General features: G+C 44.5%; 24 protein-coding genes. 11 read left to right on the top strand and 13 right to left on the bottom strand.

The genetic code is table 11. The features are described from left to right. Position 1: 1 nt before the first annotated feature. The 12 genes from DIU38_RS22830 to DIU38_RS22775 form a co-directional block, all read right to left on the bottom strand. Positions 2-181: a hypothetical protein gene (locus tag DIU38_RS22830; RefSeq protein ID WP_112571117.1), complete on the bottom strand. Its 180-nt coding sequence runs from the start codon at positions 179-181 to the stop codon at positions 2-4. An 8-nt stretch (positions 182-189) separates the two neighbouring features. Further along, positions 190-921, bottom strand: coding sequence for a ZIP family metal transporter (locus tag DIU38_RS22825; RefSeq protein WP_112571119.1), 732 nt, complete (start codon positions 919-921; stop codon positions 190-192). Between the two features lie 12 nt (positions 922-933). Beyond that, positions 934-1338, bottom strand: a complete 405-nt coding sequence (locus DIU38_RS22820; protein WP_112571121.1) for a hypothetical protein — start codon at positions 1336-1338, stop codon at positions 934-936. Positions 1339-1363: 25 nt separating this feature from the next. Then, a complete protein-coding gene (locus DIU38_RS22815; protein WP_112571123.1) occupies positions 1364-2044 on the bottom strand; it encodes a hypothetical protein in 681 nt (226 codons plus the stop codon). Next, positions 2041-3360, bottom strand: a complete 1320-nt coding sequence (locus tag DIU38_RS22810; RefSeq protein WP_112571125.1) for an Nramp family divalent metal transporter — start codon at positions 3358-3360, stop codon at positions 2041-2043. The genes DIU38_RS22815 and DIU38_RS22810 overlap by 4 nt, the downstream gene beginning before the upstream one ends. Next, a complete protein-coding gene (locus tag DIU38_RS22805; protein WP_112571127.1) occupies positions 3353-5482 on the bottom strand; it encodes a heavy metal translocating P-type ATPase in 2130 nt (709 codons plus the stop codon). Before DIU38_RS22805 ends, DIU38_RS22810 begins: the two co-directional genes overlap by 8 nt. A 13-nt stretch (positions 5483-5495) precedes the next feature. Beyond that, positions 5496-6692: an efflux RND transporter periplasmic adaptor subunit gene (locus tag DIU38_RS22800; RefSeq protein ID WP_112571129.1), complete on the bottom strand. Its 1197-nt coding sequence runs from the start codon at positions 6690-6692 to the stop codon at positions 5496-5498. Between the two features lie 8 nt (positions 6693-6700). After that, a complete protein-coding gene (locus DIU38_RS22795) occupies positions 6701-11089 on the bottom strand; it encodes a CusA/CzcA family heavy metal efflux RND transporter (protein ID WP_112571131.1) in 4389 nt (1462 codons plus the stop codon). A 282-nt stretch (positions 11090-11371) separates the two neighbouring features. Next, complete coding sequence (locus DIU38_RS22790) at positions 11372-11686, bottom strand: DUF6660 family protein (RefSeq protein ID WP_112651674.1); 315 nt, start codon at positions 11684-11686, stop codon at positions 11372-11374. Positions 11687-11936: 250 nt separating this feature from the next. After that, positions 11937-12554: a class I SAM-dependent methyltransferase gene (locus DIU38_RS22785; RefSeq protein ID WP_112571552.1), complete on the bottom strand. Its 618-nt coding sequence runs from the start codon at positions 12552-12554 to the stop codon at positions 11937-11939. A 186-nt stretch (positions 12555-12740) separates the two neighbouring features. Continuing rightward, complete coding sequence (locus DIU38_RS22780; RefSeq protein WP_112571135.1) at positions 12741-13883, bottom strand: prolipoprotein diacylglyceryl transferase; 1143 nt, start codon at positions 13881-13883, stop codon at positions 12741-12743. 71 nt (positions 13884-13954) lie between these two features. Continuing rightward, complete coding sequence (locus tag DIU38_RS22775; protein ID WP_112571137.1) at positions 13955-14380, bottom strand: MarR family winged helix-turn-helix transcriptional regulator; 426 nt, start codon at positions 14378-14380, stop codon at positions 13955-13957. Between the two features lie 705 nt (positions 14381-15085). On the opposite strand from DIU38_RS22775, the gene DIU38_RS22770 reads away from it, so the two are divergent. The 3 genes from DIU38_RS22770 to DIU38_RS22760 all read left to right on the top strand — a co-directional run bounded on the left by DIU38_RS22770 (position 15086) and on the right by DIU38_RS22760 (position 17312). Next, on the top strand, positions 15086-15514 hold the full coding sequence (locus DIU38_RS22770; RefSeq protein WP_112571141.1) for a PepSY-like domain-containing protein: 429 nt from the start codon (positions 15086-15088) through the stop codon (positions 15512-15514). A gap of 99 nt (positions 15515-15613) precedes the next feature. Further along, positions 15614-16183: a phosphatase PAP2 family protein gene (locus tag DIU38_RS22765; RefSeq protein ID WP_167516252.1), complete on the top strand. Its 570-nt coding sequence runs from the start codon at positions 15614-15616 to the stop codon at positions 16181-16183. A 76-nt stretch (positions 16184-16259) separates the two neighbouring features. Continuing rightward, positions 16260-17312 carry a hypothetical protein gene (locus DIU38_RS22760; protein ID WP_208057738.1) on the top strand — a complete coding sequence of 351 codons (1053 nt, stop codon included), beginning with the start codon at positions 16260-16262 and terminating at the stop codon, positions 17310-17312. Positions 17313-17365: 53 nt separating this feature from the next. Here the strand turns inward: DIU38_RS22760 and DIU38_RS22755 are convergent, their stop codons facing one another. Beyond that, positions 17366-17728, bottom strand: a complete 363-nt coding sequence (locus tag DIU38_RS22755) for a response regulator transcription factor (protein ID WP_112571145.1) — start codon at positions 17726-17728, stop codon at positions 17366-17368. Between the two features lie 157 nt (positions 17729-17885). Here DIU38_RS22755 and DIU38_RS22750 point away from each other — a divergent pair, with 157 nt between their 5' ends. From DIU38_RS22750 to DIU38_RS22720, 8 genes are all read left to right on the top strand, one after another. Continuing rightward, positions 17886-18356 carry a hypothetical protein gene (locus DIU38_RS22750; protein ID WP_149354152.1) on the top strand — a complete coding sequence of 157 codons (471 nt, stop codon included), beginning with the start codon at positions 17886-17888 and terminating at the stop codon, positions 18354-18356. A 38-nt stretch (positions 18357-18394) separates the two neighbouring features. After that, a complete protein-coding gene (locus tag DIU38_RS22745) occupies positions 18395-18991 on the top strand; it encodes a hypothetical protein (protein WP_149354151.1) in 597 nt (198 codons plus the stop codon). Positions 18992-19169: 178 nt separating this feature from the next. Further along, the gene (locus DIU38_RS22740; RefSeq protein WP_149354150.1) at positions 19170-19523 is read left to right on the top strand and encodes a hypothetical protein; all 354 of its coding nucleotides are present in this window, start codon (positions 19170-19172) and stop codon (positions 19521-19523) included. 288 nt (positions 19524-19811) lie between these two features. Further along, complete coding sequence (locus tag DIU38_RS22735; RefSeq protein ID WP_129567793.1) at positions 19812-20237, top strand: hypothetical protein; 426 nt, start codon at positions 19812-19814, stop codon at positions 20235-20237. A 285-nt stretch (positions 20238-20522) separates the two neighbouring features. Continuing rightward, positions 20523-20990, top strand: coding sequence for a hypothetical protein (locus tag DIU38_RS22730; RefSeq protein WP_129567792.1), 468 nt, complete (start codon positions 20523-20525; stop codon positions 20988-20990). A 51-nt stretch (positions 20991-21041) separates the two neighbouring features. Further along, entirely contained in the window at positions 21042-21704 is a 663-nt protein-coding gene (locus DIU38_RS22725; protein WP_112571153.1) for a DUF305 domain-containing protein, read from the top strand. 105 nt (positions 21705-21809) lie between these two features. Next, on the top strand, positions 21810-21977 hold the full coding sequence (locus DIU38_RS33190; RefSeq protein WP_167516251.1) for a hypothetical protein: 168 nt from the start codon (positions 21810-21812) through the stop codon (positions 21975-21977). Between the two features lie 158 nt (positions 21978-22135). Next, positions 22136-24367 carry a heavy metal translocating P-type ATPase gene (locus DIU38_RS22720; protein WP_112571155.1) on the top strand — a complete coding sequence of 744 codons (2232 nt, stop codon included), beginning with the start codon at positions 22136-22138 and terminating at the stop codon, positions 24365-24367. Positions 24368-24373 lie beyond the last annotated feature (6 nt).

The raw sequence follows: 24373 nt of genomic DNA, 5'->3' as shown, positions 1-24373 counted from the left end.
CTCACCCCTCCATGTCTAAGAACCACTGCTGGGCCCGTTTAACAGCTTCTTCCTCTCGGGTACAGCCCTCGGGAATATCGCTGTCTTTTAACTGCCCTTCGATCTCCAATGCCTTAGCTTTAACTTCAGGCTCCAGGTCTTTTAAAGGGGTTTGTGAATGATCTGAATGATTTGTTTCCATAGGTATTTTTATAATATGATGCCCAGCACCAAAAAGATCAGGAAGCCGGCAAAAAATAAGGCGGTATAAACCGGTGAATCTTTTTCTTCGTGGGCTTCTACCAGCAATTCTTCGGTCACCAGGTAAAGCAGTGCGGCTGCTCCAAACGACAAAATAAATTCCATGAGTTTTTCAGGCGCATTATGAAGCAGGAATAAACCGGCGACCGCACCGATCAGAAACACCAGGTCGAGGCCGACCAAGATCTGGTATAGTTTAGGTTTACTGTTGGTTCCTGACCTGATGGTGGTCACTACAGCGATGCCCAATGAAAAGCATTCGAGCGCTAAGGCGAAGGCTAGCAAAGTGCCTTCCTTTTGCCCGGCGGCAAACCCGATCCCTAAAAGGATACCATCAATAAGCAGGTCTATACCCACCGCAGCTAAAGCCGCCCAGGGCAATGTTCCTTTGCTTGTTGAATTTTCTTCGGTCGCCTCTATTTTTTCTGTGACCCGCTTAACGATCAGCATGGATGCGATACCCACAATGAACCCGGTCACGATCATGATAGGGTCGTGTATCTTGATCATATCCGGCAGCAGTTCAACGGCCACCACTGAAAAAACGACACCGGCGGCGAAGTGCAGGGTCATACTTTTGAATGCGCTGCTGGCATTTCGAAAAATAGCCAGGGTGCCGCCTGCGAGCAATAACACAACCGGGATTAGGGTAAACAGGATCTCTTTTTCAAACTGGGTCATAATGCTATACGGTTAAATAAGTGCCTTTAAATAAACGTTCAGCGCATCAACCTGGTCTTTTAATTTTGGATCAGGAGCAATGCCGGACTGCGATTGATGAACCAACACATTATCCATCATAGCTGCATATTGCAGGAGCAGAAAATTGATGTTCTTTTCAGTATAATGACTTAGATCACGGCGTTGTAAATTGTCCTGCTGTAAATCAAGCAGATCCTCCAAACGTTCACGTGTTTCATGCAATGCCGTTTGCCGGTAGCAATAAATTACGTAGAGCAGTAAGCAATAGGTAAAAGCGTTGATGATAAAGATGCTTTTAACAAAGGCGAAAGTAACTGCCGCTGATAAGCCTATGATATTGATGAACAAGTTGATGGCAATGATCAGATAGCTTGCCTTATAGGTATTCGTTTTCATAACCGGTCATCCTCCTTCAAATGGTTCATGGTTTTAAATATTTATAGAGTTCAGGGAACCGTTCTTCATTGGCCAGCGCCACACGGACATAAGCTATAGAGGCAGCGATAGCTGCTATTCCAATGGCAACCAATAACTGAAGCGGAAAAATCTTCGCCTGTAAAAGCGCGGCAAGGTTTAGGCTTAAGCCGCAAATGATCAGCATCACCTTTACCATCCAGTGGCGTTTGCGTAGACAAAGAAAAGCAAGCAGGCATATACCGGCTACTACCGCCCCGCTGACAAAAAATAATGAACAGCCTTCATAAGGTTGGGGATGCAGAAAGTTATCGGAACGGCCGCATAATTCCGGCCATAGCCAACGTATGGCTTGATTCAGCACAAACAGAATGGCGGTCAATAGGAGGCCGAACATGGAAAAGCGGTTTAGCCAGAACATAAACCTGACCCGTTCTTTATACAGGAACAGTAAAATAATCGCACACCAGTAAGGTATCCAGAACGGCGCGTTGACCAGGTGAGGTGCCAGGTCCATGAATGGTAGCCATTTGATCCGCTGAACATAACTTTCCAGCCAACCATTGATTTGACTCAGATTGACATGAAATACAGTTAAGCAAACTGCAATCAAAAAGCAAACCATGGCTACCGAAGTTGACCAGCACACGATCTGGAAGGTCCTGGAATTGTACTTGGTCAATTTCATTTGCTGAAAAATTCGAGGTAAACCAAAAAAACTGCTCCCGCCGTCATCACCAGCAAACAAAGCCCCCCTAACACATTAGATAATGTCTTATTGGTGTATCTACCCATGATCTTTTCGTTGTTGGCGATATGCAGGACGATCCCGATGATCACCGGGCAGGTAACCCCATAAAGGATAGCTGTATAAAGCAGCGCGTCCACCGGATTGATCCCAAAATAGTTAATACCTAAACCCAGCAATACGGAAATAATAAGGATCACGTAAAAAGCTTTAGCCTGGTGGAACTTTTTATCCAGGCTGCCTTTCAGCCCAAAAGTTTCTGTCACGATATAGGATAGTGAACCACTGAGCACCGGGATCGCCAGAAAACCCGTACCGATGATGCCAACGGCAAACAGCAGGTAGGATGATCTGCCCGCGACCGGTTCAAGGGCTTTGGCAGCTTGTTCAACGGTATCGATATTCCTGACCCCATGCGAATAAAGAGCTGTTCCGGTAGCCAGGATGGTAAAAAACATGATCAGGTTGGATAAAAACATCCCCAGGTTCACATCAATACTCATTTTTTGAATGAGCAGGCCCAATAATTTCCGCTCCCTTTTTTCGCCGTTATCCGGGAAAGCATCGCTTAAGGTCAGCCGTCTTTTATTCACGATCAATTGCCGCTTTACCGTTTTGACATCTTCGGCTTCCATAGCGGTTTGCCAGAAAAACAAATAAGGGGAAATGGTCGTACCCAATATGGCTACCAGCACACCTATAAAATCCTTGTCCCAACGGAAGGTTGGTACCACGGTTTTTTTCAAAACTTCCCACCAGTCCGGTTTCGTAAAGAAAGGCACAGCGATATAAAGCAATAATGTAAGGCAGAGATATTTTAATACCGCGACGAACTTTTGATAAGGTAGGTAAACGATAAAAAATAACAGCAGGCCTGTAAAAAGGATGCTAAAGTATATGGCGGGCACTGATGGTAGAAGCAGGTTGGCCACAGCACCCATTGCAGCAATGTCGGCACCAATATTCAGGATGATCGCAGGAACGCTAAAGATTACCATCAGGTATAATACCGGCTTACCGTAATGCGCTTTCAGTGTGGTGGTCAGTCCTGAAGAAGTGATCAGGCCGATCCTGGCGCACATTTCCTGTATAGCTGCCATCAATGGAAATGTAATGATCACCGTCCATAGGGTAGTTAAGCCATATTTAGCCCCGGCCTGTGAATAGGTCGCTATACCCGATGGATCATCATCACTCGCTCCGGTCACAATTCCAGGCCCGAGCGCCCCCAAAAATTTCTTTACCTTTTTAAGCATCTTTTTTCTTTTTAGATTTTGCTGAATTATGGTGACCGCTGTCGTAAGCCAGTAAGCGAAGTGCATTAAATACCACCAAAAGGGTTGAACCTTCGTGGGCAATAACCGCCGGGCCAATAGAGGCGATACCTAAAATGGTCAATGGGATTAGCACAGCGACCATACCCAAACTGATGCATAGGTTTTGTTTGATGATACCCCGTGATTTGCGGCTCAAGCCGATGGCAAAGGGCAGGCTTTCCAACTGGTCACCCATTAAGGCGATATCAGCCGTTTCCAAAGCCACGTCAGAACCGGCAGCCCCCATAGCGATACCAACCGTACTTTTCGCCATGGCCGGGGCATCGTTAACACCATCGCCGACCATCGCCACTTTCTTTTCTGATTTATCCAGTTTTTGAACAGCGGCAACTTTATCCTCCGGCATAAGGTTACCCCAGGCATCGGTCACACCAACTTCTTTGGCTACCGCCTCTGCCACCTGTTGGTTATCGCCGGTCAGCATGACCATTTTTTTGATCCCTAATTCTTTAAGTTGGGCAATCACGTTCTTCGCTTCCTTTCTTGGCGTATCCATCAGGGCGATGATGCCTAAAAAGTCTTTCCCGGATTTTACCGTCATGGTCGTATTGCCACCTTTTTCCAGTTCTTCAACCTGCTTTTTTAATTCATCAGGCAAGGTTTTACCAAATAAGGCGAGATTGCCGATCAGAATTTCACGACTGCCGATCTTGGCCTGAACGCCTTTACCAACGATGCCTTTTACGCTGCCGGCTTCCGGTATTTTATGATTTCTCTTTAACCTTTCCAGACCACCAACAACAATAGCTTCCGCTAAAGGGTGGTCACTCAACTTTTCAACGGCTATGGCTGTTTCCAGTAATTCTTCCTCGGTAGTTCCTTCAAAAGGAATAACCTGCGTCAATTTAGGTTTGCCTTCAGTTAAAGTCCCGGTTTTATCAAAGGCAATGGCTTGCAACTCACCTAGATCTTCTAGCGGGCGACCGCCTTTGATCAGCACACCGCCACGGGCGGCACGGGCAACACCACTCAAAACAGCGCTTGGTGTGCTGATAGCCAAAGCGCAGGGACTGGCAGCTACCAGTACGGACATGGCCCGGTAAAAGCTTTTGCTGAATGGCTCATCGATCACTAAAAAAGCAAAACATAACGCGGTAACCAGCACCAATACCGCCGGAACAAAGTATTTCTCGAATTTGTCAGTGAAAAGCTGGGTCGGCGATTTTTGCTTCTCCGCTTCGTTCACCATTTTAACCAGGCGGCTAATGGTGGAATCTTTAGCTTCCCGGATCACTTTCACCTCCAGTGCCGAACCGCCATTAATAGTTCCGGCAAAAACCCGGTGTTCGGGCTTGATGGTTTTTTCAGCGCTATAATCCTTATCGATATCGGCAACAGGTCGCTTTTCCACCGGAACGCTTTCACCCGTGATCGGTGCCTGGTTGACGCTGCCTTCACCTTTGACCACTACGCCATCAGCGGGTATCTTGCTATTGGGTTTGATCACGATGACCTCACCCAGTTTCAGTTCCTCAATGCGTACTTCGGTTTGCTTACCGTCACGGATGACATGGGCCGTTGGCGGCGCTAAACTGGTCAGCGCTTCAATGGACTTGCGGGCTTTGCCCATGGCATAATGTTCCAGGGAATGGCCAAGACTGAACAGGAAAAGCAGCAGCGCCCCTTCCAGCCATGAGCCTAATATGGCCGCGCCGACAGCCGCTACCAGCATCAGGAAATCGATCTCAAATCCGCCCTTCAGGACGGTTTCCACGGCTTCTTTCGCCGTGAAATACCCGCCGAAGAAATAAGCGATGATATAACAGGAAAGACTGGCCCACTCCGGCAGCGATTTGACGAAATGCAAACCCCAGCCTGCACCAAGCGCAACACCACAGAGAATCGCAAAGATCAGTTCGGTATTCTTGCCGAAAATACCACCATGCTCATGGTCGTGACCTTCTTCTTGTTCATGCCCCTCTTCATCATGATCGTGACCCTTTTTTTCCTCTTTATCTCCCGGGCGGCTGATATCCACCCTTGGATGTTCGTGCTTGTGCCCTTTGTGGGACGCCGCGTTTTTGCTTTCCTGTTTTTTCATGGTTTATTGGATTTTATTCTTCTTCACTGTTTTTTAGTTTACTCAAAAGGTCATAAGCGCCCCTGGTAACGATCTGGCTGTTCGCCGGGATCGCCGCCGGTAATTCGACCGCGATATAACCGCCTTCCTTAACGCCGGTAGTGATTTCCGCCATTTTAAAGCGATAAACTTTGGTGTCGCCATCTTTACGCTTTTCGGTGTCCGTACCTGACATTAAAAATACGTATTGTTTACCCTCAAAATTTACGATGGCCGATTCAGGCAATGCCGGTGTTTCACTTTTGCCGGTTTCAATAAATGCCTTAACGTAAGTACCCGGGAGGAAGTTAACGCTGCCTTTAGCGATGCTGTGGATACGGATGGTCTTATCGGTATTGATCTCTTTACCAACCAGCGAAACGATGGCCCGGCGCTCGGTAGAGTCGTTGGTGAGGGTGAACCGGACATTCTGGCCTGGTTTCACCTTTTCCGCATCCCGCTCGAACACATTGAGCTCCACATGCAGGTTGTTGCTGTTAACGATCTCCAGCATGATATCATTCGGATTTACGAATTTGCCTACATTGGTATTGACCTTAGTTACATACCCACCAATTGGTGCATAAATATTGACCGTGCTCCTGATAGCGGCGGGAGTTAATTTTGACGGATCAATATTGATCAGCTTTAAGCGCTGGCGCAAGGCTGCCTCTCTTGCCATCGAGCTTTCGTAACTGGCTTTGGCTTGCTGCAAGACCTTGGTCGCGGTCACGTTCTGTGAGGCCAGTGTTTGCTGACGTTTATATTCTTCCGAGTTCAGGTCATGCTGGCTTTTGCTATCTAGATAATCCTGCTGCAATTGCACATAGTCCTGGTTTTCGAGAACGGCGATCACCTGCCCTTTACTTACTACCGAGCCTTGCAGCACCGGAATAGATTTAACGATGCCACCCATTTGGGTACTGATGCTAACCAGGTCCTGCGGTGGTACGTCTATAAAACCATTCACTTTCAAAACCCCGCTCAACGCTTTCGGGCTTACTGTTTCCAGTTTCACGCCGAGTGTATTGTATTGCGCTTCGCTGATCTCAGCGACATTACTTTCTTCTTTCTTTTTGGTTGTATCAGCTTGTTCGGGGGTTTCTTTTTTACCGCCGCCGCAGCTGCCGAAGGTTAGGGCCAGTGAAGCGATCATCATTAACCCTGTAAATTTTATGATTTGTTTTTTCATTTCTTTAATTATAAACCGGTCAGGTATTGCAAGTCGTAAACAGATTGATTGTATTGATTAAGTGCCTGTAAATAGGCCAGCCGGATATCCGAAGCTGTTTTTAAGGCCTGGACAAATTCCACATAGCTGATCTCTCCATTCCGGAAAGCGATCTGCGCCTGTTTAAGGATCAGGTCAGCATTGGGTAAGGCACTGGTTTCGTAATAAGACACCGAGCGGTCGTTCTTCAGTAACTGGTGATAGGCCTGCTCATATTGGCTGGATAAGTTCTTCTCATACAATTGCAGCTGTGTCTGCGATACCTCCTTTTGAATACGGGCCGATTTCACACGCGCCGCATAAGGTTTAAAGAACAGGGGTATGGAAACCCCGGCCTGTACACCCTGGAAACGATTTGCGCCGGTAAAATTCCGGTCAATACCGTTTACATTCTGGATACCCATAATCGATTGGTTAAAATAACCGATGGTAAAATCCGGCCCCGACTTCGCTTTCTCCAGGTCAATGTTGCGGTCAGCCAGAATGATCTGTTGACGCTGGTAGGCCAGCTGCGGGTTCTGATTGATGGCGCTGTCGAGGTGCTTAAATTCGGCTACGGCCCTTTTCAGTGCGCCCTTGGAAAGGGTCACAGAATCGGTAGTATTCATCAGTCGCTGTAATTCGGCACTGCCCGCAGCAATATCCCCGTTATTGCGGGTCGTTTGATTCCTGATCTCATTTAACTGCGTTTCGGCGGTGGTTTTTTCCAGCAGATTACTTGCACCTGCTTTGTAACGAACCGAAGCTGCCCGGTAAAATTCGTTATAAATAGAATCCTGTCGCAGGTACAGGTCGCTTAAAGCCGTAAAGTAGGATAACTGCCCATAAGCTTGTCGCACCTGGTAACGCAGTTGCGCCTGTGTTAAGGTCAGTCCGATCTGGGCATTTTTTTCCTGCGCCTCAAATACCTGGCGCTGGCTTTTAAACAAGCCGGGGAAAGGTATGCTTTGCTGGATATTGATCTGGTTATCCCTTTTAATGCTGTTAAACTGCCCGTATTGCAGATTGATATTGGTCTTTCCGAGATCAAAAGCGCTACCTTTTAAGGCAGTTTGCTGGTTGATCTGAAGTTGGGAAGAGCGCACGCCGAAATTATTGGTCAATGCGGTGTTAACTGCCTGGTCCAGGCTGATAGGGCCACCTGTTCCAACACGGGTCTGCGCTTTAGCAGACGATAGCCCGAAGCCCATGAATAACAACAGGGTGGCTATGATCTTCGCCGCTTTACCGCCCTTGCGGTCACTGCGGGACTTTTCAAAATAGGTATATAACACGGGTAAAACGATTAGGGTTAATATGGTGGAGGTAAGCAAGCCACCGATCACCACCGTTGCCAGTGGTTTTTGTACCTCGGCACCTGCGGCAGATGAAATCGCCATCGGCATAAAGCCTAATGAGGCTACCGTTGCGGTCATCAAAACCGGGCGTAACCTTTCCGCTGTTCCCTCCAGTACGATCTTCTTCAGGTCGGTCAGTCCGCCTTTTTTCAAGCGGTTGAATTCAGTGATCAGTACGATACCGTTTAATACAGCCACACCGAACAGGGCAATAAATCCAACCCCTGCCGAAATACTAAATGGCATCCCTCTTAATAGTAAGGCGAAAACACCACCGATGGCTGCCATCGGGATAGCAGAAAAGATCAGGATGGATTGTTTGATCGAACCGAAAGAGAAATACAGTAATAACAAAATAAGTAGCAAGGCTACCGGTACAGCGACAGACAAGCGGGCAGTAGCTTCTTTCAGGTTCTCAAATTGACCGCCATAGGTTACGTAGTATCCTGCCGGCATTTTGATCTGCTGATTGATCTTGCCCTGGATCTCGGTCACCACTGATTGGATATCCCGGCCACGGACATTCAGGCCTACGACGATACGGCGCTTGGTATCTTCACGCTGAATTTGGTTCGGGCCAACCTGGAACTGCACACTGGCTAACTGTTCCAACGGCACCTGGTTACCATTAGGAGCGGTCACATACAGGTTTTTCACATCATCAATGCCCTGGCGGTTCTGATCTGATAAACGCACGACCATATCGTAACGGCGCTCTCCCTCGTAAACCAAACCAGCGGACTGCCCGGCGAACGCGGCATTAATAGCCGTATTGACCGTTGCTATACTCAAACCATATTGGGCAACTTTATCCCGGTCGATCTTAACTACGATCTGCGGCAAACCGGTGGCTTGCTCGATATACAAATCTTTCGCACCGGAAACACTGTTTACGATCTTTCCTACTTTTTGGGATAGGTCGGCCAGGGTTTGCAGGTCGTCACCAAATATCTTGATACCTATATCCTGACGTACACCGGAGATCAGCTCGTTAGAACGTAATTGAATTGGCTGGGAAAAACCAAAGGTGACACCCGGAACATTTTCCAGTTCCTTCGCCATCAGGTTAGCGAGTTCTTCACGGTCGTGGGTAGTGGTCCATTCTTTTTTGTCTTTCAGGATCACGGTCAGGTCACAGGCATCCATCGGCATCGGGTCAGTGGGTATCTCGGCGGCACCTATCTTACCGATCACCTCCTTTACTTCCGGGAATTTTTTAACCAGGATCTGTGAAGCCTGGTTAACCTTATCAATTGTTTGGGAAAGGGAACTGCCGGTTAGCAGGCGGGTTTCAACTGCAAAATCTCCTTCTTCCAGGGTCGGGATAAATTCGCCGCCCATACGGGTAAAAGTGAATACAGCAGCCACTAATAATACCACAGAAATGATAATGATCTTTAAACGGTGGTTCAGCGCGCCAATGATAAGCGGCTCATAACGTTTATGGATGGCATCCATCATTTTGTCCGAGATATTCTTTCCGTTCTTTGGCTTTTTACTCAGGAACATCGAAGATATCATCGGTACATAGGTCAGTGACAACAGGAATGCGCCAATAATGGCAAAGGCTACCGTTTCAGCCATCGGGCGGAACATTTTGCCTTCAATGCCTACCAATGCCAAAATTGGAAAATACACGATCAGGATGATGATCTGACCGAAAGCCGCAGCGCTCATCATACGCACTGCTGAAGTTTCAACCTGCTCATTCATTTCTTGCTGGGTGTAAGCTTTGGCACGTTGTTTCGCATATAACAAGTGCATCGTAGCTTCCACGATGATCACCGCGCCATCGACGATCAGACCAAAGTCGATAGCGCCCAGGCTCATTAAGTTCCCGGATACCCCAAATAGGTTCATCATACAGATAGCAAAAAGCATGGCCAGTGGTATCACGGAGGCTACCACCAATCCTGCACGGAAATTGCCCAGGAAAACCACTAAAACGAAGATCACAATGAGTGCTCCTTCGATCAGGTTTTTTTCTACAGTGCCGATAGCCCGGCTCACCAAAGCGCTGCGGTCAAGGAAAGGCTCTACCACCACACCTTCAGGTAAAGTTTTGTTGATGCGGGCGATTTTCTCTTTTACCGCTGTTACGACATTATTGGCATTGGCTCCTTTGAGCATCATCACGATACCACCGACGGCCTCGCCGCTGTTCTCTTTAGAGGCACGGGTTAATGCGCCGTAACGGATAGAGTTGCCGATATTGACGGTAGCGATGTCCCGGATCAGCACCGGTGTGCCATCCGTATTGTTTTTGACGACGATCTTGCCGATATCATCAGTTGAACCAACCAGACCTTCACTTCGGATAAAATAAGCATTGGGTTTTTTATCGATATAAGCGCCACCCGTATTTTGATTGTTTTGGGCAAGCGCGTCAAATACATTGTTGATACCAAGGTTAAAACTACGCAGCTTATCAGGGTCAAGTGCGATCTCGTATTGCTTTAGTAAACCGCCAAAGCTGTTAACCTCCGCAATGCCTGGTGTGCCTAATAACTGGCGTCTTACGATCCAGTCCTGCACACTTCGTAATTCACGCGCGTTGTATTTGCTTTCATAACCAGGCTTGGCATGAATAACATATTGATAGATCTCGCCAAGCCCGGTGGAAATGGGTGAGATTTCTGGGTTACCTAAACCTGCAGGGATATTATTTTTGGCTTCTGAAAGCTTTTCATTAACCTGCTGACGTGCCCAATAAATATTTACATCATCGTGGAATACGATAGTTACCACCGACAAGCCAAAGCGCGAAATAGAACGCACCTGCTCGATCTCGGGTATGGTCGCCATGGTTTGCTCAACCGGGTAAGATATGAGCCTTTCTACTTCCTGGGTGGCCAGTGAAGGGCTCAGCGTGATCACCTGAACCTGATTATTCGTAATGTCAGGAACGGCATCTATGGGTAATTTTTTGAGTGACCAGATCCCCCAGGCAATGAGCCCGAGTGTGAAGATCCCGATCACCAATTTATTGTTGATGGAAAAATGAATGATCTTATTCAGCATAAAAATGATCTAATGCTTGGATAAGATATGACAGTACCTCTGTACAATTCCGATCATTGCCAAGACCATAAAAATGGTCATGATGATGATAGCGATGGTGCGTATAATGCGCATCCATAACGGCCTTTGGAATTTCTTCTTCTTTTTTTTCTTGTGAGTTACAGAGGTACGCTTAGCAGGATTTATCCTGTTTGTTGCCATACCGGTACAAGTAAAACATGAAATAATAAACTTGCCGCAAAGCAGCGTCAACTATGACGCAAAACGGCGAACTCGGAAAGTTTATGCGTTTAGCTTGGGCGGTTGCCAAATGTTAGCTGGTCGGGTAACCGGCTTTTCAGGGATCATGAATGCTACAACAGGGGTATAAGTTCCGGCAACCGGTCGGAAGATCATTTTGCTTTGGATAACCACCTGCATGTTACAGCAACTGCAATGGCACATCGGCGGACACTGGTCCTGGTTGGTTTTGGACTGGTGCTGCTTTGTTAGAGTCAATGAAGCGAATGCATCGGGTACACCACCGACTTTATCCTTGCATGGCTCCAGGTCCAGGCAAAGAAAAAAAAGGGCAAATATGAAGCACATCCATTTCATTTCGGTGCAAAGATATTAAATCAGTATTTAAAAATACAATTTATAAGTTTGACTTTTGCCATAACCAAATACTTAACAACGTTTTATACGGTTTGTTTATCAGACTTTACCTTATATCCCTTGTTATAGTTTTAACAAACAACAGGTGATTCGCTTTAAGATCTCCGCAAAGATAGTAGAGTTACTATGTTTTGCAGAGTACCGCGAAGCTTATAAAGATTCTCTTTATGAAATAAAATTGTACCAGATATTACAAACTACTTTTTTCGAAGCTGCAAAAAAGAAAATTCTGGGTGGTTTGAAACGGGGTTACATGATCTTCATGGATACACCTGATCTTTTTAAAATCTTTAGTTAGCTGGTTTTGTAATTGTTCTTCTGTGTATTGTTTTATGGACAGCCCGCTGCATTGTTCTGGTCCGTTCTCCGAAAAAGTGCCAATGACCAGGTAATTTTTAACGGATCTTCCGGCTATGTCCAAATAAGCAGCAATTTGGTTTTGCCCTGTTAAGAAATGAAAGGTAGCACGGTCGTGCCAAAGGTCATAATATTCATCCGGTTTAAAATCAACAATATCGGAAATGATCCATTTGACCAATTCACTTTTTTTGCCAAGTCTTTCTTGTGCTTTTTGCAATGCGGCTGTAGATATATCCAGTACCGTAATATCTTCAAACCCTTCTTGCAGAAGGTAGTCAACCAACTTACTGTCGCCGCCTCCGATATCTATGATCTTTGAAGTTTTGGATAGATCAAAGCTATGAATGAAATCAAGCGAAGTTTGAGGAACAGATTGTGTCCAGCTAACCTGATCCGGTTTTTTGGTTTGATATACCTGTTCCCAATGTGTTTTTTTATTTTCTCTCATATCGGTTTGATGAGCTAATATAACCATCAATTGGAAAATTTATGTCGACTGACAACTACGTTTCCTAAAATTAATATAAGGATTACAATGATCAGGGCCGAAAAAGGAAGTTCAAACAGCCACTTGCTCAAGAAAGTTGAATCAATAAATGTGTTGCTATTACTGACTATATTATTTATTAGTACTTTATTCCGGATTATATTTTGTCTTTCTCGAACTCACATAAACGATCAGACAGCCGGTCAAAAACAGACCCATCGAAATCAATTCTGCCTGGGTTGGTTTTACAAATCCGAGATCATATTTATTATTAACACGGATCAATTCAATGAGAAACCGCTCGGCGCCATTCATTATCAGATAAATTCCAAACAGCCTGCCGGGCGAAGTAATAATCTTTCTCAGTTTCCACAACACCAGGAAAAGCAGGGTGCATACCACAAATTCATACAAGGAGGTCGGGAATACGCCAATAGGTAACTGAAAGCAATGCTCGCCTGTGCAGCCTGGGATCAATACACCCTGGTCACTTACATTGTGCGGATAGGTATAGCTCCACAGCCAATCGGGTAACCATTTTACTGGTTTTTGAAAAGAATTTACAATTCCCCAATCCCCATCGCCTGCCATATGGCATCCTATCCGGCCAATACCATAAGCCAGCATGAGTACGGGCGCAGCGCTATCGGCCAACTGCCATTTGTCGATGTGCTTTTGATGTGCATAGTACAAAATGGCCATCGACGCCACGATCAGTCCCCCATAAAATGTTAAACCGCTAAAAGCAAAGAAGTCAGCCGGATGGGCTATGTAGCTGCTCCAGTTTTCTAATCCGTCAAATAGCTTTGCGCCGACGATGCCGGCGACTGCGGCAATACCGATAATGGTATCGGTTCTTTCATGTGGCCAGTGCGAAATTACCTTCAATTCAGGCTTACCTGCGGCTTTCAGGCTTTTGAAGTAGTACCTTATAAAGGCGACGAGCACTGCAAGAATTAACGCAAAGGCCAGATCCATCAGCACAATGCCGTCATACGGATCGCCATCAAACGAAAAGCGGTTCCGGGCAAAAACAATCAATGCCAGGCCCATTAACAGGGTAATCAGGCCTGTAAAGAATATTTCCCACGAGCTGATTTGCTTTCCGACCCATGTAAGCTCCCGGCAAGGCTGTAACCAACCTTCACTTTCACGGCGTTTTAGTTCTTTCTTTAGGAGCAGCATTGCGACAAGAAACGCGATGGCAACAAACAGGCCGAACATTTTAATAGGTAATGGGATGGAAAAACCAAAAATATCTTTAGTGAGATCGGAGAGTGTTGGATACATAATAAATGACTGTTAAAATTTTCAGAATGGCCGCAGGACTCGCCTTAAGTTAAAGTTTCCCTCCTGCTCAGTCAAACCTGAAGTTCAACCAAATTAGATTGCATCTTAAAAAGCGTTGCATAGAAATAATCCAGGTGCGTTTTATCCAACTGTTGATTGATCATGCAATTTACCTGCTCAATCGCTTGCTGAATTTTGGGAATGATAGCTTCGCCTTTGCTGGTCAATAAAACGAAATGTGCTCTTCTATCCGCACTGTTCTGTTCGGTATAGACCAACCCGTCCCTAGTCATCCCTTCGATCAATACCGCTATACGCGATTTGTCGGCCTGGTATAGTTCTGCCAGCTCTTTTTGCGTAAGTCTGCGATTTGTGTATGCCAGGATGAGAAGGATCTCCGCATGATGTTCGAACTTAAGTTCCGGAAGAACCCTGGTGATAGCGCGGCTATATAAACGGCTCAGGCGGCTCAGACTTTTTGATAATAAAAAATGCATGATGAATTTCTTGAAGAATAAAAAAAGAAACAGCGCTGCTTTACAGCTCGTAAGGCATTAAATGGTCTAGAAAATCAAATACGCAGAGAGAGCCGGAATGGAGGGTAAGGATAAAAGTATCGCCGAAAAGGAACGAGCGTAAGTAATTTTGCACGTCGTCCGATTCGTGCCAGCAACAATAAGATAAAAAAAGAACCAGCCAGTTTAATAAATAAGTGATGAATATTTTGATTTTTATTCAAAACTGACTTATCGGTGCGGTGCATCAAACTGAGGGCGTGATTGTTGGCGTTGTCTAACTTTCGTTTAAAAATAGAGTTATAATGTCCTTGGGGATTGAGCGATCTTTGACCGAGAGGGGGGAGGAATAAAATATGGGTAAGTACTACAAACAAGTAGGCCACGAGAAGAAGCAATACATTTGCATTGTTATATTTACTATTACCCATATACAAACATAAGTTTTTTATTCTGGTAAATTAAAAGCTGAAGCTCTGGTACCTTCCCTTTAGAGATTTCGGGATGCGATTGTTATGGGTAATGGGTATCCTTTGACTAAGAAAAGTATTATCATCAATATGACAAATGCAGTGACATTGACGTTCCGATTTAAGTATTATAGAGATAGTAGGGTAAAGTCAATCACGTTGATGAACACAATTTTCCTACAGAATGATTTTTTATCATTGAATATAAACTTAAAAAATGAAAAAGAAATTATTGTTTGGCGTTATCGCCTTCCTTATCGCAGGCAATGTTATGGCACAGGACTTAAAAAGCTCCGCTGTGCCCTCCGTTGTTAAAGCCGCGCTGGCTAATAAATATCCGCAGGTTACCAAAGTCACCTGGGAAAAGGAAAAAGGAAATTATGAGGCTAATTGGGGTGGAAAATCTGGTGAAGACAATTCCGTTACATTTACACCGGCAGGTGCATTTGTCGAAATTGTGAAGGCCATATCTATAAGCGAATTGCCAAAAACTGTTGCGCCCTATGTTGCCGCGCACTATAAGGGCGCGAAAATTAAAGAAGCCGGAAAAGTAACTGATGCCGCCGGGAAAACCATGTATGAGGCCGAAATAAAGGGTGGCGACCTGATCTTTGATGAAAATGGTAGCTTTTTGAAAAAAGACTAAGTATCAGTGCAACTATCTGATCGAAAAAAACGAATAATGCTGTATGTACTGGTAACCATGATGATTGGTTTTCTGGCGCTCACAGCATTTGTTTTTTTCATGCCAGTATTCTTATTAGACCGGGAATTTTCAGAAGAAGCACAGGAACATCAAAACCCACAGTTGGACACGGCGATGAAAATGGTTAGCTGGTTTGGTTATATGCCAAATTCGGTTATCATCGTTTTGGGTACAGCGTTGCTGTTTTTTCTTTATAAATATAAAAAGGAAGGTTTATTCCTGCTGTCAACCCTGATCTCCGGTATAATCAGTTCTATCGTTAAACTTATTGTTAATCGTCCGAGGCCGTCAGAAACCTTAGTTAGGATCATTGAAAAAACAAGACAGCAAAGCTTTCCAAGCGGGCATGTAATTTTTTATGTCGTTTTTTTCGGTTTCCTGGCTCAGCTGATGTTTGAGATTGCCGCTGTCCCCAAATTTATCCGGGCATCAGTTGGCTCAATTTGTATGTTATTGATATTCATCGTTCCATTTTCCCGTATCTATTTGGGCGCGCATTGGTTAACCGATGTGCTTGGCGGCTTCTTACTGGGTCTGGTAATTTTAGCCACACTTGCTTATCTCTATTTGAAAAAAAGAAACATAGCCCTGCATAGAAACGAAGTGTAACAACGCACTTTCCTACGGTCATCAACAGATAAGTCATCCCTTTTGGTTAATTTGCCAGAAATATTAAATTAAACCCATGAAAAAGTTACTATCCTACCTATTACTCGCTGTATTATTCCTGTCGTTGTCATCGCTTTCTGCTGTCAATAGCGACAATATAGGGATTGGTCAGCAACCCCAGGTTAGCGTCGACACTAAGGGTGTAATCAGGGTTGTTTTTGGATCAGAGGATAAAATATTCTGCGCAACCTCAAATGATCATGGAAAATCTTTTAGTCAACGGGTTTTGGTAGCGCGGGTGCCTGATATGCACCTTGGCATGTCGAGAGGGCCTCAATTATCAAGCTCTGCTAATTATTCAGTGATCACGGCTATGGACAAATCCGGAAATATCCATTGGTTTAAGCTTAGTCACGCTACGGGGCACTGGAAGACGATGGGTGTCGTTAATGATTTGACAGGTTCTGCACCCGAAGGGCTGATGAGCATAGCAGCAGACAAAAAGGATAATTTTTACGCGGTATGGCTCGATAACCGAACCGGAAAGCACAATCAGATCTATTTTGCGTCCTTACCAGGCAAAGCTATGAAGTGGACAAAAAATATTTTGGCTTACCAGTCGCCTGATCAACATGTCTGCGAATGCTGTAAGCCAAGTATAGCTGTACAGGGAAATAACGTAGCTATTATGTTCAGGAACTGGCTGAATGGTTCCCGGGACCTTTATGTAACCCGGTCATTAAATGGCGGGCAGACATTTGCAGCAGCGCAAAAATTAGGTCTGGATACTTGGAAACTCAATGGTTGCCCGATGGATGGCGGCGGCATTGTCATTGATCCTACGAATACCGTTCAAACTACCTGGCAGCGAAAAGGTATGGTATATTTCTGCCAGCCCGGCCAGCCTGAAACTTTTATCGGCAATGGCAGAAGCTGTGCTATCGCGATAAGTGGTACCAGCAGCTTTATTACGTATCAAAATAGCGATACCGTAAAATTAATGTCGCTACAAAGCAAAAAAACACAAGTGGTAGGGAATGGCAGCTTCTTAAGATCCGCCATATTGCCAAACAACAAGATCATTTGTGTCTGGGAGCAGGATCATATGATCAAATTTAAAAACATCTAAACTATTGAATTGCCGGACAGGTTAATATTTTCGTGTCAATAAGCAGCCTATGCCTATAATTGCAATTGCATTTCAACCGCGTTGAGCAATTCAGCAACATCAAATGGCTTTGGCACAACGTCATCCGCGCAAACTTCTTTGATAGCGGTCAGGACTTTTGGATGCGTCGAAAATACAATTACGGGGATATGTTTTGTTTTCACGTTTTTCTTTAGCGTAAGGCATAACAGTGTGCCTTCTTCACTTGGTCTGATAATATCCAGTATGATGACATCCGGTTTGTAATCATTGATCACCTCTAATACTTTGCTCTCCGTGTTTAATGCTTTTACTTCATAACCTTCATCTTCCAGTATCAAGGACACAATTTCGATTATGGCCTGATCATTCTCCATCACAAGGATCTTTTTCTTCATGCTTTATAAAATAAACGTTAAATATAAATAATTTTTTATGGATCAGGCTACGGTGCTCAATGCCGGGATCAACCGCGGCTATCACAAATAACTAACAACTTAGCATGTAACCATATAGCGTCAATTGCGTTAAACAACGTCTAAATTGAATTTGGCCATGCAATTAAAGGAAAACGTTAAATATATATCAGCGGGTGTGATCCTGCTGATCCTGGCTTTTTTACAATGTTACAGGACAGTTCATGACCTGCATTGGGCCTTTGAGCCGGATTTCGACCGGGATATTGGCTATATCAGGAGTACGCTGGATGGACACTTTGGTTCCGACCCCAATATAGCCGGTGAGTATATGTGGTATAACCCCCTGTTGTACCTATCTGAAACTGCCATTGTTTATGTCACCGGCCTGCCGGTAAATATTGTGGTTGCAAGGGCCGGGGCCTTTCTCAACCTCCTTGGCCCAGTTTTCTTTTTTTTCATGATGATCCGGCTGTTTGATTATAAAGTTGCTCTCGCGGGATTATTGTCCTTTTTATTTTTGGCTTCCGGTAATCTGCCGGCTGGGGCGGTGCCACTTATTCACCCTGGCCGCTCGCTGATTCATACGTACAGTTTTTATTTTATCTGAATATTTTCTTTTGCTACAAGGCGTTTTCGACGCAGAAAATGTACTGGTTCTTAGTATTGGGCGCTTTCTTAGGTATCAGCTTTTTGGGGCATTCCGCGCCGACGATCATCATTATTTTGCTGCTGATTTCTTTGCAGGGCCAAAAAGTGGTATTGGCTTTAAAAAACAAGCAATTTAGTACTGTCGGCACCTATTTCCTACAGGGCGCGTTAACCATTATTCCGTTTTTTATCCTGAGCTTCCCTTTTCTATATTTCGTCCTATTCAAATACCACCTACATTTTATCAACCGTGTTATTTTACAGTGCGCACCAGGTATTTTCGCGAGGCACAATACCCTGGAACTGCTGAAACTAAATATTACATTTTCTATGGTTGTTGCTGTCATAGGGTTTGTATGGTTTTATAGGAAGTATCAGCAGCCTGTTATTCGCCGGATAGTTTTTAATTTATTGTTGATTACGTTAATAATGTATGTGTATGAGGCGGCTCTTCCTACAGCGAACCGCATGCTGCATATCACGCTTCCTGATACCATCCCGGCTTTCCATTACTTTTTCTACTTTAAAGCGCTGCAGTCCGTTTTCTTTGGTTTTGGTTTTATCGCCTTATCCGGCCGGTCATTCAATGGTTAAGTGACCTCCTTGTACGGAAATTCACAGTTAAAAACCCGTTGATCCTTTATAGTAATTTGATGGTATTATTCATTTTACTTTTTGCCCTGGTTATTATTCCATTTACAGCAAGCGCAAAGATTTTCTTGAACCGAGGCAGCAAGCGCTGGCTAAGGAAAAACGGACGGATGAAATAGAAGTGTACAATTACATCAGCAAGAATATACCGCTCGATAAAGTGATGCTTTGCGGCCATGATCAGTCTCTTTTCCCGGTAATGGCAACCGGCATTAAAATGGTTTCAGTGGAGATATACTTTTCCAATCCTTATATTAGCTATGAAAAGCGGGAAAGTGACCGGCATGATATGCTTTCCTTTCTGTCTACGTCGCAGCCGCTTTCCGCTGAAAAATTATTTGCTGCATACCGGGTCAGCTATGTCCTGTTAACAAACCAAAGCTTTGAAAACTATAAAAGCCCCTCTTTTCTGGCCAGCAGCGTGGTTTTTAAGAACAATTCCTTTACCCTGATAGCGTTGAACAATACGATATAATACAAGAGGGTAAAATTTGCGCACAAGTAGGTGCATGAAAATCATTGATGCGTAGGAAAAGGATTGCACAAATGAAAAAATATAATGACAAGAATGAGGTATTAACCATATTAAAAATGAATTCATCCTGATTCAGAATAATTTTTATATCGTAACTGCGAGGCTAAATGGTTGTAAATTCAAAAGCTGCTTATATTTTTATACCTTACAGTTACGCACCCGCTAACATATAATTTTGTATGTGACCAAAAACAACATAAACAAAAAATATGTTAACTTAGATATTTAATGAGAAAAAAAGCGGTATTTCTGTTATTTATCTTTTTGCTCAACTCTCTTGTTGGGCTTGGTTGTACTTTACGCCAGAGTTTTCAGGATCTGCCTCATCATAATGATCATGAAGTTGTAATTCATGCCCTGCATAATAGTAATCACGCTGACCACTTTTTAACCGAAAAAAATAATCATCCTGTTTTGCAAAACGAGGATGAGGCATGCTGTCAGAACAGTACGGCCCGGTTTAATTCGCTGGCCAAAGAAACACCTCAAGGTAACAAAGTTTCATTTGAGTCACCTCAAAATATATTTTTTCCCTGTAATCCACTTATCGTCAGGTTTACCAGTTTTTTGCCAGCAATTAAGAATAGTAAAAAGGTTTCCCAATGGCCACCATCCTGGACGATGCGCATAGCTATCCAGCGTTTCCAGATTTGATCAATTCCAATATTTTTTCTCCTTTTCATCATTCGAAGAATAATTGACGCGTGACTGTTTTTGGCCATTTTACTGTCCATCAGGTCTCAGTTAATGTTTGTTGAATGCCAGGAAAAAGGTCATCGGTAAGCACCATTGCATTTAGCGATGCCTCGCTTGTTTATTATGGAATTCGGTATCGCTTTGTACCGGTCAAAATATCAAATCTTTAATATTAAGACTATGTTTTCAGGATTTCCCTCTTTACACCCGTTAATTATACATTTTCCAATTGTATTGATTTTAATGGCATTTGCCTTCCAGATCATAATTGTAGCCAAACCTCAATGGCATCAAATCAGGTGGGCTACATTGGCGATCATGGCCGCAGCTTTTCTTTCCGCATTAGCGGCCAGCACTTTGTTCCATGCTGACCCGGCGGATAATACGCCTAAGGCCGCTATGGCAATATTTGCAGCGCATGAGAAGTATGCAAGGTATACACTATGGTTATCAGGCATCACGTTGCTTTTAAAGGCAATAGGCGTTTTTGCAAAATTTTATTCCAGGTCATATAATACCGTTGTTTTGGTATCGGCTACTCTTGCTGCTATCTGTTTATCAATTACCGGTCATCACGGCGCACGGTTAACGCACATCGCCGGCGTAGGGCCTATGGGCAGATATTTGATGAAAGAGGATGATATGGGTAAGGAGCATGCTAAACCCGGCAAACCAGATAGCCTCATGAAAATGGATTCTACCATGAAATAATGGGCTTGCCCGGTAATCAGGCAGAATGTAGCCAACTAAAGATCAATCCCCATGATGCACAAAACACCTGGACTTTTTGCGTTGTTTCTATTTTATGCTGTGACCGTTCATGGTCATGGCAGGAATAGCTACGTTTCGGCGGGTTTCGTTAATCCCGATACCACGGTAAGTTTCAACAGTATTATTGATAAGATGAATATCCAACTCGGTCAGCTGCTCATGACGGGCAATACTGACCGGGATATCGTCATGTCCATTATCGTAATCAATCTTGGTGCTGTGGAGTTGGAGATGCTGGAGATGCAAAAGGGAAAAAATGACCGGTTGGTCCGGAATGTCAGGAAAATGATTGCTGTCCGAATCCATGAAACTTTAGAATTAAATAAATTCCTGGTCAAGGGGAATCTGCCGGAAAATTACGATCCCTTACATAAAGACGGCTGCATAGGCCGCCAAATAGCTTCATTTCCCCAGCATAAAAAACTGACTTTCGCAAGCAGGCCAACAACCGACGAGGAATTTGTGCTGCTGCTGATCGACCTCGATCAGCAAGGCTTAAAAATGATTAGGGTATTATCGAAGTATGGGAATGATAAGGAACTGCGGTCGTTTGCCAAAAAGATCAGGAAGCATTTACGTGCGGAGATGGGTGAATTATCAGGCTATTATCATCGTAGCGGCAGGCCTGCCATAAACAGACTGGAACATTTCTAATGGCGTATCATTCGTGAGTAACAGACAAGAACATCGTCGGGCATCAGCTTTTGGCTTAAAAGCTAATGCCCGACATTTAGATTACTACCAGTTTAATTATTGTCTATGCCAATTCCAGAAAAGCAAAGAATTAAAAAGTCGGCTCCTAAAAAGAAAAAGCCCTGGACAGCCGGCAGAATATTTAAAGAGATTATCTATACGCTTGTGTTCTTGCTAAGCCTGGCGGGTATTATTGCTGTTTTATGGGCGGCATTCCATACGCATTTGCATTAACAGTACCGATCATGGCGAGACTCCACCGATCATCACTTTATTGCGGTATGACATAAGTATTGAGTTGTACCTAACAAATTATGTAATTCTTTCCCCGAATTATGTAATAGTCATAAAAGAATGAGGCGTAATTTTGTAACCATATATTTAATTCAAGAATGACAGCAGCAACCCAAACACTTACTTTTCCTGTGACCGGCATGACCTGCGCCGGATGTGCAGCGAGTGTAGAATCAATGATCAATGCACAGGAAGGTGTAGAAAAGGCGGAAGTTAATTATGCTACACAGTCGGTAAAAGTAGCCTTTCATCCGGCTTTAGTACAACCCTTTAGCTTGCAACAAGCTGTACAATCTGTTGGGTATGATTTAATCATTGATACGGTGAACGGGCGGGAAAAACAAGCAGAAGCCCAGCAAAGTCAATTGAATAAATTAAAGAAGAATATCATTTGGGCCGGGACATTAACGGTTCCGGTTGTATTGATCGGGATGTTTTTCATGAATTTTCCGTATGGAAATTACATCATGCTGATCCTGACTGCACCCGTATTATTCGTTGCAGGCCGGAGTTTTTTTATCAATGCCTGGAAACAGGCCCGTCACGGCAGAGCAAATATGGATACGCTTGTCGCGATGAGCACGGGAATCGCTTTTGCATTTAGCTTTTTTAATACCGTATATCCCGAATTCTGGTATCGGCAGGGACTGATGCCGCACGTTTATTTTGAAGCTGCTGCCGTAGTGATCGTCTTTATTATGCTGGGCAAGCTTCTGGAAGAGCGGGCAAAGTCTAATACCTCTTCTGCTATCAAAAAATTGATCGGGTTGCAACCAAAAACTGTTTTATTCATCACTGACAAGGGAGAAATAGAAACGCCGATTGCAGAAGTTCAGGTAGGTAACCGTTTGCTGGTTCGCCCAGGTGAAAAGATCCCCGTTGACGGCATCTTATTTGAAGGGAGCTCTTTTGTTGATGAAAGTATGATCAGCGGTGAGCCTGTCCCGGTTGAAAAAAAAGCAGGTGATAAGGTATTTGCCGGAACAATAAACCAAAAAGGCAGTTTTCGCTTTACGGCCGAAAAAGTGGGAAGCGCAACGATGTTGGCCCAGATCATTCAATTGGTTCAGGAGGCGCAAGGTTCAAAAGCCCCGGTTCAAAAACTTGTCGATAAAATTGCCGGCGTGTTTGTACCGGTTGTCATGTTAATTGCGCTGCTGAGTTTCGGAGCATGGCTTTTGTTCGGCGGGCAGCACGCCCTCACCCAGGGCCTGTTAGCTATGGTAACGGTGATGGTGATCGCCTGCCCCTGCGCTTTAGGGCTGGCAACACCTACCGCTGTTATGGTCGGGATCGGTAAAGGAGCTGAAAACGGCATCCTTGTTAAAGATGCTGAAGCCCTGGAACTTGGCTACCGTGTGAACGCTGTTGTTCTCGATAAAACCGGAACATTAACAGAGGGCAAACCAAAAGTAACAGATCTGGTCTGGACAAAACCGGCGGAAGAGAACAGGTCATTTCTTGCAGGAATTTTGCTGTCCTTAGAGCAAGAATCAGAACACCCTTTGGGAGCGGCTGTAGTTGAATACCTCAAAGAGATGGACGTAAAACCTGTTCCCTTAGCTTATTTTAAAAGCCTTACCGGACGCGGAGTAGAAGGCTTGCAGGATGGAAAGCCTTATTTGGCCGGGAGCCCCAAGCTGGTTAACAGCATTAACATCCAAATACCGGATGATCTGAAAAAGCAGCAGGATTTGTGGCAGAATGCCTCGAAGACCGTTATCTATTTTGCAGACCATACATCGGTCTTAGGTATCATCGGTATACAGGACAAGTTAAAAAGCAATTCCGCGCAGGCGGTAGAAGATTTGAAAAAACAAGGCATCGAAGTTTACATGGTTACGGGCGACAACCGGCAAGCGGCGAATAACATTGCAGCTGTAGCAGGGATCGATCAGGTCATAGCAGAAGCATTACCTTCAGATAAGGCAGACTTTGTTAAACAATTGCAAGCCAAGGGAAAGGTCGTAGCTATGGTTGGCGATGGTATCAATGACAGCCAGGCACTGGCCCAGGCTAACCTTTCCATCGCGATGGGGCAGGGTTCAGATATCGCAATGGATGTTGCGAAGATCACGTTGATATCCCCCGACCTTACGCAAATCGCTAAAGCGATAAAGCTTTCACGGTTAACGGTTCGTACGATAAGACAAAATTTGTTTTGGGCATTTGTTTATAACCTGATCGGCATACCTATTGCGGCCGGACTGTTGTATCCTATCAACGGATTTTTATTGAATCCGATGATCGCCGGGGCGGCTATGGCACTAAGCTCCGTATCGGTGGTGAGCAATAGCCTCCGGCTGAAATTATCAAAAATTAACATTTAATATAAA

Source organism: Mucilaginibacter metallidurans (assembly GCF_003286435.2).
Lineage (GTDB): Bacteria > Bacteroidota > Bacteroidia > Sphingobacteriales > Sphingobacteriaceae > Mucilaginibacter > Mucilaginibacter gossypii.
Note: the sequence above shows the minus strand (reverse complement) of the source record. Positions and strands in the feature narration are given on the sequence as shown.

What these genes read in the sequence shown, in the direction of transcription:
- DIU38_RS22830 (WP_112571117.1), bottom strand. Translation starts at nt 181, where the DNA reads ATGGAAACAAATCATTCAGATCATTCACAAACCCCTTTAAAAGACCTG.
- DIU38_RS22825 (WP_112571119.1), bottom strand. Translation starts at nt 921, where the DNA reads ATGACCCAGTTTGAAAAAGAGATCCTGTTTACCCTAATCCCGGTTGTG.
- DIU38_RS22820 (WP_112571121.1), bottom strand. Translation starts at nt 1,338, where the DNA reads ATGAAAACGAATACCTATAAGGCAAGCTATCTGATCATTGCCATCAAC.
- DIU38_RS22815 (WP_112571123.1), bottom strand. Translation starts at nt 2,044, where the DNA reads ATGAAATTGACCAAGTACAATTCCAGGACCTTCCAGATCGTGTGCTGG.
- DIU38_RS22810 (WP_112571125.1), bottom strand. Translation starts at nt 3,360, where the DNA reads ATGCTTAAAAAGGTAAAGAAATTTTTGGGGGCGCTCGGGCCTGGAATT.
- DIU38_RS22805 (WP_112571127.1), bottom strand. Translation starts at nt 5,482, where the DNA reads ATGAAAAAACAGGAAAGCAAAAACGCGGCGTCCCACAAAGGGCACAAG.
- DIU38_RS22800 (WP_112571129.1), bottom strand. Translation starts at nt 6,692, where the DNA reads ATGAAAAAACAAATCATAAAATTTACAGGGTTAATGATGATCGCTTCA.
- DIU38_RS22795 (WP_112571131.1), bottom strand. Translation starts at nt 11,089, where the DNA reads ATGCTGAATAAGATCATTCATTTTTCCATCAACAATAAATTGGTGATC.
- DIU38_RS22790 (WP_112651674.1), bottom strand. Translation starts at nt 11,686, where the DNA reads ATGAAATGGATGTGCTTCATATTTGCCCTTTTTTTTCTTTGCCTGGAC.
- DIU38_RS22785 (WP_112571552.1), bottom strand. Translation starts at nt 12,554, where the DNA reads ATGAGAGAAAATAAAAAAACACATTGGGAACAGGTATATCAAACCAAA.
- DIU38_RS22780 (WP_112571135.1), bottom strand. Translation starts at nt 13,883, where the DNA reads ATGTATCCAACACTCTCCGATCTCACTAAAGATATTTTTGGTTTTTCC.
- DIU38_RS22775 (WP_112571137.1), bottom strand. Translation starts at nt 14,380, where the DNA reads ATGCATTTTTTATTATCAAAAAGTCTGAGCCGCCTGAGCCGTTTATAT.
- DIU38_RS22770 (WP_112571141.1), top strand. Translation starts at nt 15,086, where the DNA reads ATGAAAAAGAAATTATTGTTTGGCGTTATCGCCTTCCTTATCGCAGGC.
- DIU38_RS22765 (WP_167516252.1), top strand. Translation starts at nt 15,614, where the DNA reads ATGCCAGTATTCTTATTAGACCGGGAATTTTCAGAAGAAGCACAGGAA.
- DIU38_RS22760 (WP_208057738.1), top strand. Translation starts at nt 16,260, where the DNA reads ATGAAAAAGTTACTATCCTACCTATTACTCGCTGTATTATTCCTGTCG.
- DIU38_RS22755 (WP_112571145.1), bottom strand. Translation starts at nt 17,728, where the DNA reads ATGAAGAAAAAGATCCTTGTGATGGAGAATGATCAGGCCATAATCGAA.
- DIU38_RS22750 (WP_149354152.1), top strand. Translation starts at nt 17,886, where the DNA reads ATGCAATTAAAGGAAAACGTTAAATATATATCAGCGGGTGTGATCCTG.
- DIU38_RS22745 (WP_149354151.1), top strand. Translation starts at nt 18,395, where the DNA reads ATGTACTGGTTCTTAGTATTGGGCGCTTTCTTAGGTATCAGCTTTTTG.
- DIU38_RS22735 (WP_129567793.1), top strand. Translation starts at nt 19,812, where the DNA reads ATGAGAAAAAAAGCGGTATTTCTGTTATTTATCTTTTTGCTCAACTCT.
- DIU38_RS22730 (WP_129567792.1), top strand. Translation starts at nt 20,523, where the DNA reads ATGGCATTTGCCTTCCAGATCATAATTGTAGCCAAACCTCAATGGCAT.
- DIU38_RS22725 (WP_112571153.1), top strand. Translation starts at nt 21,042, where the DNA reads ATGATGCACAAAACACCTGGACTTTTTGCGTTGTTTCTATTTTATGCT.
- DIU38_RS33190 (WP_167516251.1), top strand. Translation starts at nt 21,810, where the DNA reads ATGCCAATTCCAGAAAAGCAAAGAATTAAAAAGTCGGCTCCTAAAAAG.
- DIU38_RS22720 (WP_112571155.1), top strand. Translation starts at nt 22,136, where the DNA reads ATGACAGCAGCAACCCAAACACTTACTTTTCCTGTGACCGGCATGACC.